Source organism: Desulfofarcimen acetoxidans DSM 771 (genome assembly GCF_000024205.1).
GTDB classification, from domain to species: Bacteria; Bacillota; Desulfotomaculia; order Desulfotomaculales; family Desulfofarciminaceae; genus Desulfofarcimen; species Desulfofarcimen acetoxidans.
In genome coordinates this window covers 3743361-3762282 of record NC_013216.1, presented here as the reverse complement: position 1 = coordinate 3762282, position 18922 = coordinate 3743361, and the positions used below count along the sequence as shown (strand labels likewise).

Here is an 18922-nt window from a genome sequence, read left to right as displayed (position 1 = left end):
AAGATAGGTGTGGTAAAGTATATCTATTTCATGGTAATATATGTATAATATTTGAAACATTGTTTTTCTTGCTAATTCAAAATGGATGAATAGGAGGAAGATAGATGGTTAGTGTGGAATTAATAAATAACTATATGGGTATGCATTTTGAGGGAGGCGAATGTTTTGAAAAAAAAGGTTTCAAGGAATATTGTACTATATGCTTTAGTTGTTGCCGCTTGTCTTTTGATGGCAGGCTGTTCAACAAATAAGACTGATGCGGCCCTGGAATCACCCAGGAACACATCGGAAAAAAAGATTCCTGTTACAATTTATATGAATGGCCCTGTTAAAGGTAGCCTTGATCCTGTTCTCGTGCCTGTGCAGAGGGAGATTGTTTTAAAAGGTGAAGACAGTGATAAGCTAAGAGTTAAGGCGGCAGTAGAGGAGCTAATCAAAGGAGTTACGGAAAAAGAAAAGGAGGCCGGTTTAACTACCTCCTTGCCTAAAGAAGTTAAAGTCTTGAATGTGGGTATAAAAAGACCTTATGTTACTGTGGATTTCAGTTCCGAATTGCAGGTAATGGGGGGTGCTATGCTGATATCCTCTTTCTTGGAGCAGATTAAATATACTTTAACCGAATTTGACGGTATAGCCGGAGTAATTTTGCAGGTTAACGGTGAGCAGGTAGGCACAGAGGCAAATCCTTTTACCGGGGACGGTTTTCAATTTAATGCTCTGGTCAGGCCGGCCGGCGGCAGTTGGGCTAAAAGCATTTCCCCTTCCCGCGCTTTGGATAACTTTATTGTAAGTATCGGTAATGGTGATATTAAAGAAATGTGGCTTTGGATGGGACCCGGGGTAAGAGAACAGTATAAATACCCTGATATGACAAATATCTCTGAATTATCCGAGGGGTTGGGTGCCTGGCGTAATTATAAAGTGGTATCAGAGAATATAAACGGGGATAAGGCTGTTGTTATTATTAAAGGTGATCAAAAATTAGAGGGAATGACGGAAAAAGATGCTCAGTACACAGCCTATATGGTTAAAGAAAACGGCCAGTGGAAGTGGGACCCTAAGAGCAAATAGCTTTGAATAAGATTTTTAAAAAACCAGTTTAGTTATTGTATAAGCTGAGTTATATAATATATTAAAGAGGCAGTTGTCTTTATTGTGCAACTGCCTCTTTAATATTTAATAACCGGCAGCTTTTCGCACTGATGCCTGGTGATCGGGGTCGATTGTATTTGTGTTGTGGGTGCGGCTGTTTAAAAAGTGAAGATCAAACATACCGTAAAAAGCGTTATTGCTAAGGGTGTCAAAGGAATGCGGCATGCCGGCCATAGATGCGGCCAAGACCCTTCCTTCAAAACGAACCAGCACAGGTCTGGTTGACCAGTTCCACTGACCGCCAAATATTCCTTTCATAATCGCGGTATCATCAGCGCTTAAGGGTTCGCAATCAGCGTGGTTGGAGCCGCCGATCCGGTGGGCCTTAAATTTTATACCGGTTTGTAAATCCTCAATTACAGCTGTGCTTCCCGGGTTGAAAAACCAGTTGACATATTCCCAATCCAAAAGTTCCCCGTAACCTGTTTTAGCTTTTACAGAAGGGCACTTAATACCATATATAGGTTGTGTGGAGTTTTTAGGTACAAAAAGTGCCTGTTCAGGAAGTATGAGATCAATTTTAATATTATTTGTTTTGTTAATGGCTTCCGTAGTGGTATTATATTTTTGGGCGATACTCCACTGGTTGTCTCCTTCCTGAACATGATAAAGCAAGGCACCGGAAGGGATATTCCACAGTGTTGCCTGCGATTGGCCGCTGCTGCTTGTTGCTGCTGACGTTGTTGTCGACGTTTTACCTGGAATTATGAGTATTTGCCCTGCTTTCAGGTTTGTAGAACTAAGCCAATTAACATTAGTTAGATCACTGACTGATAAGTTGTATTTTTGAGCTATTAGATAAAGGCTGTCTCCTGATTGAACAGTGTATTGTTTGGTTTCAGCCACCGGTATATATATTTTTTGATCTGTAATAATATTGGTATCAGTTAAGTTATTGATTTTAGTAAGTTGATTAATGGTTGTTCCGAATTGTGTGGCCAGGAGGCTTAGGGTATCCTTATTGGCAACCTTGTATGCAAGAATTCCCGGTAGATTTACTTGCTGTCCGGGATAGAGCACGTCTGAGGATGTCATGTTGTTCGCAGTTAAAAAAACCTGCAGTGATATGCCAAATCTCTTAGCTATTAAGTAAGGAGTATCACCCGATACTACTTTATAAATATTACTTTGGGGTATTACCAGTCTTTGGCCTGCCATAATAGAATCGGAATTAATGCTGTTCACAGAAGCAATTTTGTCACTGGACGTATATAATTTATTGGACATTATCCATAGGGTATCTCCGCTTATAGCATTATAAGTCGGATAATTTGTTGCAGCCAGTCCGGCGGTACTGCAAATGAATAGTGAAATACCGGCTAAAGTCCCTGCAGCACTTTTTTTGAGTTTATTTTTTATACTCATATATCCTCCTGTTGTTAAAATTATTTTGTATGAGCCAGTAATTTTACCCTATAAAATAACCTCCTTTTTCAATATGTATCAAATTATATTTCTTATTACATTATTCGACATAATTTATAGATTTGAGGGTGTAATGGGTAAAAAATATATTAGTTCTAAAAAATATATTTATTTTTAGGTGGCAGCTTATGTTAAAAGGACTTGACCAGAAGTTAATAATGAATATTCATGAACTTCCCTCCAGGGATGCAACTTACGCAAATTTTCCCAGTGGCCTGAAGGAAGACTTAGTCCGTGGGTTGGCTGTTAACGGAATCAGTAAGCTTTATTCTCACCAGGCTAAAGCAATAGAGCAAATTTTATTGGGCAGGAATTTAATTATAACTACCGGTACTTCCAGCGGTAAGTCCCTGGTTTATATTGTACCTGCCATAAATTGCATATTAAATAACAGCCTCAGTACTGTACTTTATCTATCTCCTGCTAAAGCGCTGAGTCAGAACCAGTATCAAAATATTGAGAAGTTTTGTAAGAAGATACTTTGGCCGGTCAGTGCGCCGGTTATTTCTGTGTGTGATGGGGATACTCCCCTGGAGGAAAGAAGGGAAATTCTAAATCGCTCTAATATAATTTTCTCAACGCCGGATTTTTGGCACAGCAGCGGGTTGTCCAGGCACATCCATTGGCCAGGTTTTCTGTCTAATTTGCAACTAATTATTATAGATGAGGCCCATATCTACAGAGGATCGCTGGGCAATCATGTCAGTCACGTACTGCGAAGGCTGAGAAGGCTTTGTTATCACTATGGTTCGTACCCAAGGTTCATTCTTTGCTCGGCTACTATTGCTAACGCCCTTGAGTTTGCTGAAAACCTGACCGGATTGGATTTTGTCCTGATAGATAAGGAAGGTTCCCATAGTGCTAAAAAGAATTTTGTATTTATCAATCCGCCTCAATATCAGGATAAAAATAGCAGCCAAATTAAGCGTAAGCTCAGTCATTACGAAGCTGCCAGGATAGTAGGTAATTATGTGCGCACCGGCAGGCGGGTGATTAACTTCGGGCGGTCCAAACAGGTGGTTGAATCAGCTTATCGCAAACTCATTGAGGAATATCCGGATATTGCCGGCCAGGTTCGTCCTTATAAAGGAACCTTGACTCCAGAAACGCGCCGTGAAATAGAAGGTAAGCTCTTTGATGGCATGCTAAAAGGAATTATATCTACGAATGCTCTGGAACTTGGAGTGGATATCGGCGATCTGGATGTTTGTGTGATGAGCGGTTTTCCGGGCAGTATATCTTCCGTATGGCAGCAGGCAGGCAGGGTAGGGCGGCGGGGTAAAGAATCTCTGGTAGTATTTGTAGCGGGAGATGACCCGCTCGATCAATATCTGATCAGAAAACCGGAATACTTTTTTTCGCGCCTCTGCGAAAAAGCTGTGGTTAATCCTAATAATCTTTCATTCTTATCGGAACATTTACTGGCAGCTGCTGCAGAACTGCCTATTGTAGTTGAGGATCGGAAATACTGGGGTAATATTTTAGACAAGGCTGTCTTGCTGTTAAGAGGTAGCGGATTAATTAGGCTGGAAAGAATAGGAGAACAGAAAACTTACAGGTTAAACTGCAGGATGCAGGCTTTTTCCCTGCGCGGAGATTCCCCCAATTATCTGATTAAGACGGAAAACGGTAAAATAATAGGGCGTACTAATTATGATGATGTGCTGCTGCTGCTTTATCCCGGGGCTATTTTCCTGCAAATGGGCAGGCAGTACAGGGTTTTGCGTGTTGAGGAAAAGAGTAAAGAGGTAATTGCCGCCGAGTGCGCTTTTTCCTGGAGAAATAAGCGAACAAGACCCTCGATCCGGGCAAATGTAGCTATAGAGCAGCTTGAGGCCAGCAGCCAGGTGAAGGATGTCAGGGTAAACACTGGCATACTCACGGTTAAGCGACAGACGGAAGGCTTTACTCTGTATGAATACCGGTACGGCAAGGGAGAAAGCAAGCTCTCACAGCACAGTGTTGATTTACCCGCTGTAGATTTAAAAACGGTAGGGATATGGTTGGAAATCGGATCTGAGACAGTAAATCGCCTGGGCGGGGATTCGCTTTTACTGGCTCTGCACGGTGTTGAACATTTGCTGCGGGTGGTTCTCCCGTGGAAAGTTATGTGTGAAAGAAACGATATCGGAGCTTATATAGCCGGTCACGGCAAAGACGGTGCAACTCTGTTCCTATATGATATTTACCCCGGAGGTGTAGGTTATTGTGAAGCTGCTTTTAACATGATTGAAGAAATTTTACAAGAATCGCTTAGTCTTATTGAAACTTGTAGTTGTAAAAAAGGCTGTCCCTCGTGTATTCATCTGCCTCAGTGTGAAAAAAGAAACTCTGACTTGGATAAAGAGGCAACCAGGGATTTGCTGCTTCTGTTGCTGGGCAGAGATACTATAAAAGTATCCAACTGGCTGGACAGAACCATCACTGCTGTCGGCAAGGCTGTTAACCGGGCTGATTTAAGATTATCCGCTCGCCAGCAGGAGAAAGGCAGTCAGGCAGATTTGCAAGTTAAAGTTGATCGCCTGGCAGAGATTTTGGGTAAAATTGATTTTGATAAAACTTCGCTAAATTATATTACTGACCAGGACAAGTTAATTCTGTCTGCTGTATTTGTTTTGCAGCAACAACCTTATTTTTTCGTAAGCAGAGATGATTTGCGCAGTTTATGTAGTAAGATTGCTATTTCTGATTATGTGAGCAGGCTGAATTATTTAAAAAAGCAGGGTTTGATAATTAGAGACAACCCGCCTCAATTGGATACGTCAACGCACAGACTCTTGCAGAGTATGGAAGAGGTTTTCATGAGAGGAAGAGTTTAAGTATAAGGTTTCTTGGTTTTTAAGAGGTGTTTTATCTGATGGAGTGGGTTATGTCTTATATGCAGCTCACTTGTTACTACTTATTCCCGCTTGGTTACGGTGATGCTGATTAAATTAATTCAAACAAATTATTAGTCGTGGTGCAAAAATATTTGCTTGACCTTTTAAAAATTTTAGGTTACTATATCTAAGCTGCCGGTGGTTGAAAGGCATAAAATAACATTGACTTTTTAAGCATTTAAATGTATTATTGATATTGTCGCTGCAAGAATAAAGGTAAAAATGGTTCTTGACTAAGAGGCACATAACTGTTATAATTAATAACTGCCGGGTGAAATTTTCGGTTAAGGTCTTTGAAAACTAAACAGTGTAAGATGGATGAAATTAAACATACCTCGTCAAAAGTTTTAACTTTTAACGAAATTTAAGCCAAATCTTAATGAGCAATCAAACTTTTCACATATTTAACGGAGAGTTTGATCCTGGCTCAGGACGAACGTTGGCGGCGTGCTTAACACATGCAAGTCGAACGGAGATAAGAAAAAAGTTTACTTTTTCCTTAACTTAGTGGCGGACGGGTGAGTAACGCGTGGATAATCTGCCTGTAAGACAGGAATAACGCCGGGAAACCGGTGCTAATACCGGATAACCTCTTTTTATCGCATGGTGAAAAGAGAAAAGGTGGCCTCTTTACAATGCTGCCGCTTACAGATGAATCCGCGTCCCATTAGCCAGTTGGTGGGGTAACGGCCCACCAAAGCGACGATGGGTAGCCGGCCTGAGAGGGTGATCGGCCACACTGGAACTGAGACACGGTCCAGACTCCTACGGGAGGCAGCAGTGGGGAATCTTCCGCAATGGGCGAAAGCCTGACGGAGCAACGCCGCGTGAGCGAAGAAGGTCTTCGGATTGTAAAGCTCTGTGATATTGGACGAACAGATTTCTTGTAAACAGCAAGGAAAAATGACGGTACAATAAGAGGAAGCCACGGCTAACTACGTGCCAGCAGCCGCGGTAATACGTAGGTGGCAAACGTTGTCCGGAATTACTGGGCGTAAAGGGCGAGTAGGTGGTTTATTAAGTCAGAAGTGAAAACTCCGGGCTCAACCTGGAGACTGCTTCTGAAACTGGTAGACTTGAGTGCAGGAGAGGGAAGTGGAATTCCTAGTGTAGCGGTGAAATGCGTAGATATTAGGAGGAACACCAGTGGCGAAGGCGACTTCCTGGCCTGTAACTGACACTGAGGCGCGAAAGCGTGGGGATCAAACAGGATTAGATACCCTGGTAGTCCACGCCGTAAACGATGAGTGCTAGGTGTCGGGGGTATCGACCCCCTCGGTGCCACAGTTAACACAATAAGCACTCCGCCTGGGGAGTACGGTCGCAAGACTGAAACTCAAAGGAATTGACGGGGGCCCGCACAAGCGGTGGAGTATGTGGTTTAATTCGACGCAACGCGAAGAACCTTACCAAGGCTTGACATCCCGTGACAGCTGTGGAAACACGGTTTTTCACCTTCGGGTAAACACGGAGACAGGTGGTGCATGGTTGTCGTCAGCTCGTGTCGTGAGATGTTGGGTTAAGTCCCGCAACGAGCGCAACCCCTACAGCCAGTTGCCAGCACATAAAGGTGGGAACTCTGGCAGAACTGCCGTTGACAAAACGGAGGAAGGTGGGGATGACGTCAAATCATCATGCCCCTTATGTCTTGGGCTACACACGTACTACAATGGCCTGAACAGAGGGAAGCGAAACTGTGAAGTAGAGCCAACCCCTAAAAACAGGTCCCAGTTCGGATTGTAGGCTGCAACTCGCCTACATGAAGTCGGAATCGCTAGTAATCGCAGGTCAGCATACTGCGGTGAATACGTTCCCGGGCCTTGTACACACCGCCCGTCACACCACGAAAGTCGGCAACACCCGAAGCCGGTGACTTAACTCGCAAGAGAGAGAGCCGTCGAAGGTGGGGTCGGTGATTGGGGTGAAGTCGTAACAAGGTAGCCGTATCGGAAGGTGCGGCTGGATCACCTCCTTTCTAAGGATATTGGAAGCAGAGGCAAGTAAATGGTGATGAGAACTCTCACAGCTAATTTCTTGCCTACTACTTCTCAATATTGGTCGACATCCATCGACAAACTGTTTAGTTTTGAGAGGCTTTTTCCGGTGGCAATAGCGAAGAGGTCATACCCGTTCCCATCCCGAACACGGAAGTCAAGCTCTTCAGCGCTGATGGTACTTGGGGTTACCCCCTGGGAGAGTAAGACGTTGCCGGAAACTAATTTTACCCCTTAAACAGGGGTTGTTTATTGTTAGACATAAACCAGAAATAAGTTAAGATCTAACTACTGATTTAATAGAAAACAAGTAATAGAATAAAACTTTGCCTTAATAAACGATGCAAAAAATTATGGGCCTATAGCTCAGCCGGCTAGAGCGCACGCCTGATAAGCGTGAGGTCGGTGGTTCGAGTCCACCTAGGCCCACCACTGTTCGAAATTCGATATTCGGAGTCATAACAGACCTTCAAATATTGAGTATGGGGGTGTAGCTCAGCTGGGAGAGCACCTGCCTTGCAAGCAGGGGGTCAGCGGTTCGATTCCGCTCATCTCCACCATAAAAATTTATTAATATTGTTCTTTGAAAACTACACAGCGTGAAGCAAAAGAAAGCTCTATTTAGTAATGCAAATAGAACTCTCAAGCGCAAAAAATAGGTCAAGCAAAAAAGAGCATACGGCGAATGCCTAGGTGCTGCAGGCCGAAGAAGGACGCGGCAAGCTGCGAAAAGCCACGGGAAGCCGCAAGCAGGCAACGATCCGTGGATATCCGAATGGGGCAACCCGGCGAGGCAAACCCTCGTCACCTATAACTGAATCCATAGGTTATAGGAGGGCACCAGGGGAACTGAAACATCTTAGTACCCTGAGGAAAAGAAAGCAACAGCGATTCCCCGAGTAGCGGCGAGCGAAAAGGGACCAGCCAAAACCTAAACTGCTTGCAGATTAGGGGTAGCGGGACACTCATCACAAACCATTGCTTTAGCCGAAGCGGCCTGGAAAGGCCCGTTATAAAAGGTAACAACCCTGTAGGCGAAAAGGCGAGAAGTTTAGAGTGAATCCCAAGTACCGCGGGACACGAGAAACCCCGTGGGAAACAGGGAGGACCACCTCCCAAGGCTAAATACCTGCAGCAACCGATAGTGATTAGTACCGTGAGGGAAAGGTGAAAAGCACCCCGGAAGGGGAGTGAAAAAGAACCTGAAACCGTATGCTTACAAGCCAGTCGAAGCACGTTAAAAGTGTGACGGCGTACTTTTTGTAGAACGGACCGGCGAGTTACATCTAACGGGCAAGGTTAAGTCAGAAAAGACGGAGCCGAAGCGAAAGCAAGTCTTAATAGGGCGGCAAGTCCGTTGGAGTAGACCCGAAACCGGGTGATCTACCCATGTTCAGAGTGAAGCTTTAGTAAAATAAAGTGGAGGCTCGAACCGACCTTCGTTGAAAAGGAGGCGGATGAAACGTGGGTAGGGGTGAAATGCCAATCGAACCCGGAGATAGCTGGTTCTCCTCGAAATAGCTTTAGGGCTAGCCTTGAGAAAAAAATCCGGAGGTAGAGCACTGACTGGGCTAGGGGCCTTCACCGGTTACCGAACTCAATCAAACTCCGAATGCCGGATTAAAACATACTCAAGAGTCAGACTATGGGTGCTAAGGTTCATAGTCGAAAGGGAAACAGCCCAGACCGTCGGCTAAGGTCCCAAAGACATGCTAAGTGGAAAAGGATGTGGGGTTGCACAGACAACCAGGATGTTGGCTTAGAAGCAGCCACCATTCAAAGAGTGCGTAATAGCTCACTGGTCAAGTGGCCCTGCGCCGAAAATGTAACGGGGCTAAAGCATGTCACCGAAGCCACGGATGTCGCAAGACATGGTAGAGGAGCGTTCCATATGCAGCGAAGTCGTACCGTAAGGAGCGGTGGAGTGTATGGAAGTGAGAATGCCGGTATAAGTAAGCGAAAAGGCAGGTGAGAATCCTGCCCGCCGAAAACCTAAGGATTCCTGGGGAAGGCTCGTCCGCCCAGGGTAAGCCGGGACCTAAGCCGAGGCCGAAAGGCGTAGGCGATGGACAATAGGTTGAAAATCCTATGCCACCAAAAGTCATTATCAGGATGGGGTGACACAGGAGGGTAGGCCAAGCGCGCGGATGGAAAAGCGCGTCCAAGCTCGTAGGGCGTCAGACAGGCAAATCCGTCTGACATAAAGCCTGAGAAGTGATGGGGAGGGAAAATAAGTACCGAAGTGGTTGAACCCATACTGTCAAGAAAAACCTCTAACGAGACTCATTGGTGCCCGTACCGCAAACCGACACAGGTAGGTAGGGTGAGAATCCTAAGGCGCGCGAGAGAACCCTCGTTAAGGAACTCGGCAAAATGACCCCGTAACTTCGGGAGAAGGGGTGCCTCATTAACGTGAAGATTTATACATTCGGAGCGTGAAGAGGCCGCAGAGAAAAGGCCCAAGCGACTGTTTACCAAAAACACAGGTTCCTGCTAAATCGCTAAGATGAAGTATAGGAGCTGACGCCTGCCCGGTGCCGGAAGGTTAAGAGGAGAGGTCAGGGGAAACTCGAAGCTTTGAATTGAAGCCCCGGTAAACGGCGGCCGTAACTATAACGGTCCTAAGGTAGCGAAATTCCTTGTCAGGTAAGTTCTGACCCGCACGAAAGGCGTAACGATTTGGGCACTGTCTCAACGAGGGGCTCGGTGAAATTGAATTGCCGGTAAAGATGCCGGCTAACTGCGATAGGACAGAAAGACCCCGTGGAGCTTTACTGCAGCTTGATATTGGATTTTGGTATTGCATGTACAGGATAGGTGGGAGGCAGAGAAGCCAGGGCGCCAGCCTTGGCGGAGCCAACGTTGGGATACCACCCTTGCAGTATTGAAGTTCTAACATACGGCCTTGAATCAGGCCGGTGGACATTGTCAGGCGGGCAGTTTGACTGGGGCGGTCGCCTCCCAAAAAGTAACGGAGGCGCCCAAAGGTTCCCTCAGCGCGGTTGGAAATCGCGCTCACAGAGTGCAAAGGCAAAAGGGAGCTTGACTGCGAGACATACAGGTCGAGCAGGGACGAAAGTCGGGCTTAGTGATCCGGCGGTATCGAGTGGAAGAGCCGTCGCTCAACGGATAAAAGCTACCCCGGGGATAACAGGCTTATCTCCCCCAAGAGTTCACATCGACGGGGAGGTTTGGCACCTCGATGTCGGCTCATCGCATCCTGGGGCTGTAGTAGGTCCCAAGGGTTGGGCTGTTCGCCCATTAAAGCGGTACGTGAGCTGGGTTCAGAACGTCGTGAGACAGTTCGGTCCCTATCCATCGCAGTCGCAGGAAACTTGCAAGGAGCTGTCCCTAGTACGAGAGGACCGGGATGGACGGATCACTGGTGTACCGGTTGTCGCGCCAGCGGCAATGCCGGGTAGTTATATCCGGAAGGGATAAGCGCTGAAAGCATCTAAGCGCGAAGCCCACCTTAAGATTAGGTTTCCCTTCACAAGAATAAGACCCCTGGAAGACCACCAGGTAGATAGGCCGGGTGTGTAAGCATAGTAATGTGTTTAGCTGACCGGTACTAATAGGTCGAATGCTTGACCTACAAATTCACGCTGTGCAGTTTTGAAGGAACAAGGGCGATTAGCTCAGCTGGGAGAGCGCCTGCCTTACAAGCAGGATGTCGGCAGTTCGATCCTGTCATCGCCCACCATAGTTTTAATTATTGACATGTTATATAAGCTGTGTTATTATAATTAACGTTAATAATTTAATCTCCTGCCGGAGTGGCGGAACTGGCAGACGCACAGGACTTAAAATCCTGCGAGGGTAATTCCTCGTACCGGTTCGATTCCGGTTTCCGGCACCAAGAAACCCTGGGATATCAACTGTTCCAGGGTTTTTATATTTATTAGTATTTCTATAGACAATGATGTGGACATTTTGGGGACACAATTTGCAAAACGATATATTATTATAAGACCTAACTAAAACTAATACATAAAAAATGCTGGGAGTTTAACCCCGGTTTATTTTTTTTTGCCATAGTAGTATCCGGGAAGCCGCATATTAATTTGCTCGGTGGTTTTTTGTGTTTTAAATTTTTTGATTCCGGCTATTGAGGGGATAGCTTTTATCATTCACGCATAAAAGTATAGGAAATACATATATTTTTATACGAGAATGGAAATAGCTGTATGGAAAGATATTCATATATATGAAATACAATCATTGACAAAATGGACAAGGTGCTGGAATAATGGGTCTGGAAAGGAGGCTGGGGGAAATGGCAAGAATAATTTCTGAAAATCCGGAGTTGCTTCTTAAACTGTCGGTAACCTCCTTAATTCTCTCTTTGGCAACAGCAAAGCTTTATATATATCAAATGGATATTATTAATGAATTAAGGCAGGATGCCGAATCCCTTGAAAATTTAAAACAAGCTTATAGTATCTAATAATTTAATGAATGAAACTGCTAAAGTAAGGTCAATGATATTATGGATCAAAGATGATGAACCTGAAGAAACGCTTGTAAAGTCGGTCAATCTTCTATTTTATGCAGGACAGCAAATCTCAAAATTAGTTAATATTCTTACTGAGTAGTATTTATTGAAGCACTAAGAATATTACTTAAAGCAAAATCAAAACCGGAGGCCTATCCAGCCTCCGGTTTTATTCATCTTCTTTTTAGTTCTCTTCAGATCCAATGCTCTCCAAAAATCATTAACCAATTCTAAGAAAAAAGGTAAAAACAGAGCTATTGTGGCTTTAGCTCACAAAATTTTGAGAATTATATACGATTGTCTTTCAAAAAACGAAGAATTTGATCAAAAAAAGTTTAGGGGTACTCAGCAAAATAATGAAAAAAAAGCCGTCTCCGATTCTCTAAAGAATGAATCTGCCGAGATAACTGATCTTTTCGGTGCATCTGATCTCTTAGAATCGGCTATTGAAAGTGATGATGCTATGCTGGAAAAAGTTGAAGCTTTGCTTACTACTTTTCCTATTATTTCTAATTCTGAGCCTAATGTTTTTGAAACTTTTATTAGCTTTGTAAATGATGATCTTCCTATTACGGATTCTCCTGATATTTCTTTAAACGAGAACCGGAACGTTAATATAAAAGCATCTGTTGATGCACCAATACCTACTGAGAATATTGATAAACCGCCGAATAAAAAAAGAGGCAGAAAACGAAAATCCTAATTTAATAGTGGGTTAATAACAACCAAACACTTAACCCTTCAAAGTTACCTGATCGTATTTCCATGTCGACAAAACCTATACCGTTTACCGAAGCATGTAGGCATTCCACAGGCAATTAATTTTCACACCAATTCCTCATAGGTAGACTAAAAACGTGCGTAACATACGTGACACTATCCCCCTATATATACTGTTTCAATTCCTCATAGGTAGACTAAAAACTCCTGGCAGTTTGCCGGTGTGCTAGGTCAGCAAGAGTTTCAATTCCTCATAGGTAGACTAAAAACCTACATTAGATAAACTTGCTGAGATAGCCGACACTGGTTTCAATTCCTCATAGGTAGACTAAAAACGGCTGCACTGGCTACTGAGATAGCTAACCAGTTATCGTTTCAATTCCTCATAGGTAGACTAAAAACATAAATGAAAATAACTTTAGTTAATGCTTTCAGCATGTTTCAATTCCTCATAGGTAGACTAAAAACCCAGAGACACGACCTCTTCATGCCCACAAGATCGGGGTTTCAATTCCTCATAGGTAGACTAAAAACGAAGTTAACATTAACTACAGTTGTTTTCATTGGTTAGTGTTTCAATTCCTCATAGGTAGACTAAAAACGCTTAGGATGTCACTACTGGAGCGCTTGCAGGTATCAGTTTCAATTCCTCATAGGTAGACTAAAAACTCGTATGCCTAACAATTGTAATGTGTTTGAAGATAGTTTCAATTCCTCATAGGTAGACTAAAAACTTATACGAAGCTAATAGACCTAAGAAGTCTAAAGCCGGTTTCAATTCCTCATAGGTAGACTAAAAACAAAGTAAATGAAGATGTTTCATCAGGGTTAGAATATAAGTTTCAATTCCTCATAGGTAGACTAAAAACGTTTTGATAAAGACACAATAAATACCTTCGAAACAATGTTTCAATTCCTCATAGGTAGACTAAAAACTTGATGGAAAACTTACCACCGATGCTGTGCAATTGCGTTTCAATTCCTCATAGGTAGACTAAAAACAGTATGCGCTTTTAGCATTTTAAACATGCCGATTGTGGTTTCAATTCCTCATAGGTAGACTAAAAACGCTGGGGCGATGAAGATGAAAAGCCTAAAGACAAAGAGTTTCAATTCCTCATAGGTAGACTAAAAACGCTTTATTACTGCATCAATGTTAGGAATAAATCTTGGGTTTCAATTCCTCATAGGTAGACTAAAAACGAACTTGAGAAAAGGGACCCAAAAGTACGTGAACCATGTTTCAATTCCTCATAGGTAGACTAAAAACCCACTAAAACCTTAGAATGTCTACTTTTAAGTCTACATCAAATAAACAGTTAAAACAAGTATTATACTTAGCATTATCATTAAAAGTTAGATATATTAGTGTCTAAAGGCCACAAAACAATATCGTCGATCTGCCGGAAAAATTACACTACCGGAGATCGACGACAATACTCAGTAATGAGTTGGATTTGTGATATTTGGGATGGGACAAGTATACTTAATCCCGTTAAAAATAAAAAACGGTGTTTAAGACTGATAGCAGTAATTGACAGTTATACCTGTAGTATTATTCAGTCTGAATTTTATTTTAACCAAACCCCGCCAGAATTCCCCCACCTCTAAGGTGGTGGGATGAATGGCGGCCTTGTTTTGTGTACTAATAAAATGTTTGCCAAAGCCTCTATGATGTGGCAAAATATAATCAGACGCAATAACGAAAGGTTGATTATTATTGAGCAAACTTGATACAAATAGCCACTCAGTCTTCTTACTCACATATCATCTGATTTTGGTAGTAAAATACCGCAGAAAAGTTATAAACGACACAATAGCAAACCGTATCAAAGAAATTGGTGAGTATATTGCACCAAAATATAATATTAGTTTTCTTGAATACAACCATGACAAAGATCACACACGCATATTGTTCAAGGCTCACCCTAATACGGAAATTTCTAAGTACATCAATGCATTCAAAAGTGCATCATCCAGACTTATTAAAAAGGAGTTTCCGGAAGTTAGAAAGCAGCTGTGGAAAGAATATTTTTGGTCGCAAAGTTTTTGTCTTCTAACTACAGGTGGTGCACCCATTGAAGTAATTAAGAAGTACATTGAAACCCAGGGTGAAAAGAGGTGAATCATTTGCAAATTGTCTACCGGTTTGAAATGCGTCCGACCAAAGAGCAACAGAAAAAAATGTTTCACACACTAAAACTTTGCCGGAAACTCTATAACTGGTCTTTATCTGAGCGTCAGCGTGTGTATAAAGAAACCGGCCAAGGGTTGACATATAATAAACAGCAGAATATGCTGCCGGGCTATACAAAAGAACATCTGGAATACAAGCAAGTTCACAGTCAGGTAATGCAGGATACTTTGCGCCGGGTAGACTTTGCCTATCAGCGGTTTTTTGCCAAAGAAGCCGGATACCCCCGGTTCAAAAACCGTGACCATTACACATCATTTACCTATCCCCAGGTGGATGCTGTAAAGAAAACTTTCTCTAAGCCGGGTAAAATCTATCTTTCTAAAATAGGTTTCGTAAAAATGACAACTCACCGGGAATTTGATGCCAGTCAAATATCCAGGGTTAACATAAAGTATCACGGTGGTAAGTGGTACGCTAATTTGACTGCCGAAGTGGAAGTACTCGAAAATCTTATCGACAGTACCAAATCCATTGGAATAGACGTGGGCCTTGAACATTTTGCTGTATTGTCTGATAGTACAGAAATAGGAACCCCAAAATACTATCGTAAATCAGAAAGGAAGTTAGCCAAACAACAGCGAAGACTTTCTCGCAAAAAGAAAGGTTCTAACAACCGAGGGAAAGCCAAAACTAAAGTGGCTAAACTTCATGCTAAGATAACTAATCAACGAAAAGACTTTCTACACAAGGCCAGTCTAGACGTGGTTCAGAGCCATGATATTGTCTTCATGGAAGATCTAAAGATCAAGAACATGGTCAAAAACCACTACCTAGCTAAAAGCATACATGATGCTTCATGGGGTACATTCAGAAACTTTGTTGAGTATAAATGTCACAGATATGGTAAAATATTTCTTCCTGTCCCTCCTCATGGCACTTCCCAGACATGTCTTTGTGGTGCCAATGTGCCAAAGGATTTGAGTGTCAGAGTGCACCGGTGTCCTGCTTGTGGAATGGTTATGCCCAGGGATTTGGTGTCAGCCATATTGATAGAACGTCGTGGCTTAGAAATGCTAGCGGCTTAGATATATAGTTGTAGGGCGGGGACCGCCCGAAGTCATGCCTGCTGGAGGCCGTGTAAGACCTATTGCTCTTTGTAACGGTAGGCCGTGGCTGATGAATCAGGAAACGCTCGTTGATGTTCCTTTGGAAGCCCCCGCTTCTTAGTGGAACGTAAGCGGGGGTAGTTCACAATATGGTACTCTGGAATGCCTTTACAGATAATGCTAAAATATTTCAATCAAATTACTTAAACGTATTGCCACGGATTTGGAATTTAGAGCTCAGCATAATCAACCGTATAAACCCAGGACGAAAAAAGGATAAAAAAACTGTAAAACATGAATCAGTAGGTTTAAGGATGGGGTTTGGGGTAGATTAGAACTAATGAAGATAGTTTAGAAAAATGAAAGAATTTTTATAAATTCGTTGAAAAATTATTAGGAAATATAAAACAAGGGGGAGTTATTATGATAAAATTATAATCAGGTGATTTTGCATGTTTTTAAAAAAGGTTATACTTTTACGAGAAAATATAGCATCTTTTAAACATTACCCATTTTCTATACCCTCCATTAATAGCTTGTATCAAATTGAATTCAAGAGTAATGTAACATTTTTTGTTGGGGAGAATGGTTCTGGAAAATCTACTTTGCTAGAAGCAATTGCAGATAAGTGTAATTTTAACACTGCTGGTGGTGGACGAAATAATATTTACAAAGTACATGCTTCTGAGTCTGCTTTAGGAGATTACATTAGACTATCATGGATGCCAAAGATTACTAATGGATTCTTCTTACGAGCAGAATCCTTTTATCATTTTGCTACTCATATTGATGATGTGGATGATACCGGTTTTAGAGATTACGGTGGTTCTTCTCTTCATAGACAATCGCACGGAGAAGCATTTCTATCTCTGTTTTTGAATCGTTTTAGGGGAAAAGCCATTTACTTATTGGATGAACCAGAATCAGCTTTATCACCATCTATATAGAACCGAAATAATAAATATCGTTATAAATTAAACGCAAAGTCTCTTTTTCACATCTTCCGAACAGCATTTGATTTCCTCTAAAAACGAGTCAACAGATTTTTGAATTTCTGAAGCATTTTTATGAAAGCGATTATAAATAGCTGTATTTTTTAACCATTTCCATAACTCTTCTATGCAATTCAGATTGGGTGAGTAGGGTGGAAGAAATTTCAAAAACAGATGATCCTTATGCTCGTCTAAAAAGTCTTTAAGTAATTTTGCATGATGAACTCTTGCATTATCAAGAACAATGTAAATTTTAGAAATGTCATCTTTTAAAAAATGTGATACCAATTTTTTAAGAAAATCTTTGAATTTTTCTGCATTGATTTTGTCATAATTTACACAAAAAACTTTACCCGTATAGTAGTTTAAAGCACCGTATAATGTAACTTTTGCATGGTGTCCATAGGTCTTAATCTTTTTTTGCTCACCTTTTGGGAACCATGCTCGTTGTAAACCTTGATAGTCCCTAATGTGAGATGCATCCACATATAGGAGTATTTCACATTCAGTGAGATTTTTTTAACTCTTCCAGCTCATCTTGAAAAGCTTTTTGCTTTTCCGGATCAGCTTTGGCTAATACATAAGTGGGACGATTATAACGAAAATCCATCTTAAGAAGCATGCGCCAAACACCATCTGATGTATATTTAATGCCGTATGTATCATGAATGTAAGCAGCGAGGGTTTTACAATTCCAAGTAGTATGGGTACTAAAACCAACCTCTGATGGTGATTTTTTCAGTACCTCTTTGACCTCTTCTTTTTGTTCATTGGTTAGCCTTGGCGGTCTTCCCGGTTTTTTTGATACATGAAGCAGTTTTTCAACTCCACCTTCATTAAAGTAAGCAACGTATTTTCTTATGGTTTGTTCACTTATATCAAGATATTCGGCAATCTGCTTTGCTTGTCTCCCTTTCATGACAAGAATGACAGCTTGAACTCTGCATCTTAGTTTATATGGTGTTTCTCTTTTTATCTTATTCAAATCCTCAATGGTTAAATTTTGTGGATTGTTTAAATGCAATTTCCTCATGGTAATAATACCCCTCCCCACACTTGATTCTATTTTACAGGATAGGAGTAAAAATTACCATTACTTTATTAATCGTTTCTATATAGACAAATAACATTTTTAAGAATAATACATGACTTAACTAGGAGTGGTGATGTGCAATTTATTATTGCTACTCACTCTCCCATACTACTAGGCTATCCTGATTCTGTAATTTTGAGTTTTGATGATGGAAAAATTACTGAAATGGAATACGAAATGACAGATCACTATCAAATCACTAAATATTTTTTGCAGCATAGAGAAAAGTTTCTTTCCAAAATATTAGATAATGATTAACTATACTATTTCAGACATTTCAACTAGTAAACAAATTTTTATGGAATAACACATATAAAAACCAACTTTAACCAATTGCTCCTTACATTTATATTTGTCGGAGGGTATTTCTATGGAAATTCGGGTTTATTACGAAGACACTGATGCAGGTGGAGTGGTTTATCATTCAAATTATCTAAAGTACTTCGAAAGAGGAAGGACTGAATACCTTCGTGAGCGGGGATTTTCAGTTGGGGAAATGGCCAGACAAGGTTTTGTCTTTCCGGTTGTGCATTTGGAGATTGATTACCTCGCCCCGGCCCTGCATGACGATTTGCTCAGAGTGGAAACAGTCGTGCTGGAAATTAGAAAATCCTCTTTCACCCTTGCCCAGCAAGTGCTGCGGGTTATTGACGGAAAACTGCTCGCAGATGGTAAAGTGAAATTGGCGTGTGTAGGACCTGGAATGAAGCCCAAGCGGTTGCCTGAGGAGATCATACAGGCCATTAAAGAATAAGTCATTACGAACAAGCCATCAATAATGGACACATCTATGATTTCATGGGTAGTGCCTAATTTCTGTGCTAAATTTTTCGCCTCTTCGATTTGCCATTTAGGAATAATGTAGGGCAAATGTATTTATTGTTACTGTTTTTGAGTTATCACCAAGAGATCTACTTAGTTACTTTAAG

12 protein-coding genes, 4 tRNA genes, 3 rRNA genes and 1 CRISPR repeat array are annotated in these 18922 nt (G+C 41.9%); of the genes, 16 read left to right on the top strand and 3 right to left on the bottom strand.

The window, feature by feature from the left end; genetic code table 11:
* The first annotated feature begins 165 nt into the window (after positions 1-165).
* A complete protein-coding gene (locus DTOX_RS17290) occupies positions 166-1071 on the top strand; it encodes a GerMN domain-containing protein (RefSeq protein WP_015758960.1) in 906 nt (301 codons plus the stop codon).
* Positions 1072-1176: 105 nt separating this feature from the next.
* Here the strand turns inward: DTOX_RS17290 and DTOX_RS17285 are convergent, their stop codons facing one another.
* A complete protein-coding gene (locus DTOX_RS17285; protein ID WP_015758959.1) occupies positions 1177-2517 on the bottom strand; it encodes a LysM peptidoglycan-binding domain-containing protein in 1341 nt (446 codons plus the stop codon).
* A 188-nt stretch (positions 2518-2705) separates the two neighbouring features.
* Between DTOX_RS17285 and DTOX_RS17275 the strand changes: the two genes are divergently transcribed.
* The 13 genes from DTOX_RS17275 to DTOX_RS17210 all read left to right on the top strand — a co-directional run bounded on the left by DTOX_RS17275 (position 2706) and on the right by DTOX_RS17210 (position 16855).
* Complete coding sequence (locus tag DTOX_RS17275) at positions 2706-5396, top strand: DEAD/DEAH box helicase (protein WP_015758958.1); 2691 nt, start codon at positions 2706-2708, stop codon at positions 5394-5396.
* 464 nt (positions 5397-5860) lie between these two features.
* Positions 5861-7431 (top strand): 16S ribosomal RNA (locus DTOX_RS17270).
* Positions 7432-7555: 124 nt separating this feature from the next.
* A 5S ribosomal RNA gene (gene rrf / locus DTOX_RS17265) occupies positions 7556-7670 on the top strand.
* Between the two features lie 135 nt (positions 7671-7805).
* Positions 7806-7882: transfer RNA gene (locus tag DTOX_RS17260), tRNA-Ile, on the top strand.
* Between the two features lie 52 nt (positions 7883-7934).
* A tRNA-Ala gene (locus DTOX_RS17255) sits at positions 7935-8010 on the top strand.
* 98 nt (positions 8011-8108) lie between these two features.
* Positions 8109-11045: ribosomal RNA gene (locus tag DTOX_RS17250) — 23S ribosomal RNA — on the top strand.
* Together the 16S, 23S and 5S rRNA genes with 4 tRNA genes alongside form the textbook arrangement of a ribosomal RNA operon.
* A 32-nt stretch (positions 11046-11077) precedes the next feature.
* Positions 11078-11153 (top strand) — tRNA-Val (locus DTOX_RS17245).
* A 67-nt stretch (positions 11154-11220) separates the two neighbouring features.
* Positions 11221-11309 (top strand) — tRNA-Leu (locus DTOX_RS17240).
* A 417-nt stretch (positions 11310-11726) separates the two neighbouring features.
* Positions 11727-11897, top strand: coding sequence for a hypothetical protein (locus DTOX_RS17235; RefSeq protein WP_157863004.1), 171 nt, complete (start codon positions 11727-11729; stop codon positions 11895-11897).
* Positions 11898-12204: 307 nt separating this feature from the next.
* A complete protein-coding gene (locus DTOX_RS17230) occupies positions 12205-12648 on the top strand; it encodes a hypothetical protein (protein ID WP_015758956.1) in 444 nt (147 codons plus the stop codon).
* Between the two features lie 124 nt (positions 12649-12772).
* A CRISPR array of direct repeats spans positions 12773-13935; the repeat unit is 30 nt; unit sequence GTTTCAATTCCTCATAGGTAGACTAAAAAC.
* A 450-nt stretch (positions 13936-14385) separates the two neighbouring features.
* On the top strand, positions 14386-14790 hold the full coding sequence (gene tnpA / locus DTOX_RS17225; RefSeq protein ID WP_015756076.1) for an IS200/IS605 family transposase: 405 nt from the start codon (positions 14386-14388) through the stop codon (positions 14788-14790).
* A 5-nt stretch (positions 14791-14795) separates the two neighbouring features.
* Entirely contained in the window at positions 14796-15887 is a 1092-nt protein-coding gene (locus DTOX_RS17220; protein WP_015758955.1) for an RNA-guided endonuclease InsQ/TnpB family protein, read from the top strand.
* Positions 15888-16360: 473 nt separating this feature from the next.
* Complete coding sequence (locus DTOX_RS17210) at positions 16361-16855, top strand: AAA family ATPase (RefSeq protein ID WP_083773485.1); 495 nt, start codon at positions 16361-16363, stop codon at positions 16853-16855.
* Between the two features lie 27 nt (positions 16856-16882).
* On the opposite strand, the gene DTOX_RS24540 is transcribed toward DTOX_RS17210, so the two are convergent.
* Both DTOX_RS24540 and DTOX_RS24535 read right to left on the bottom strand, forming a co-directional pair.
* Positions 16883-17386: an IS630 family transposase gene (locus tag DTOX_RS24540; RefSeq protein ID WP_242652418.1), complete on the bottom strand. Its 504-nt coding sequence runs from the start codon at positions 17384-17386 to the stop codon at positions 16883-16885.
* Between the two features lie 19 nt (positions 17387-17405).
* The gene (locus DTOX_RS24535) at positions 17406-17933 is read right to left on the bottom strand and encodes an IS630 family transposase (protein ID WP_042315521.1); all 528 of its coding nucleotides are present in this window, start codon (positions 17931-17933) and stop codon (positions 17406-17408) included.
* Positions 17934-18068: 135 nt separating this feature from the next.
* On the opposite strand from DTOX_RS24535, the gene DTOX_RS17195 reads away from it, so the two are divergent.
* Positions 18069-18251 (top strand): hypothetical protein, encoded by a 183-nt coding sequence (locus tag DTOX_RS17195; protein WP_052292968.1) that lies wholly within the window; start codon positions 18069-18071, stop codon positions 18249-18251.
* 112 nt (positions 18252-18363) lie between these two features.
* Positions 18364-18747, top strand: a complete 384-nt coding sequence (ybgC, locus tag DTOX_RS17190) for a tol-pal system-associated acyl-CoA thioesterase (protein ID WP_015758953.1) — start codon at positions 18364-18366, stop codon at positions 18745-18747.
* The last annotated feature ends 175 nt before the right edge of the window (positions 18748-18922 follow it).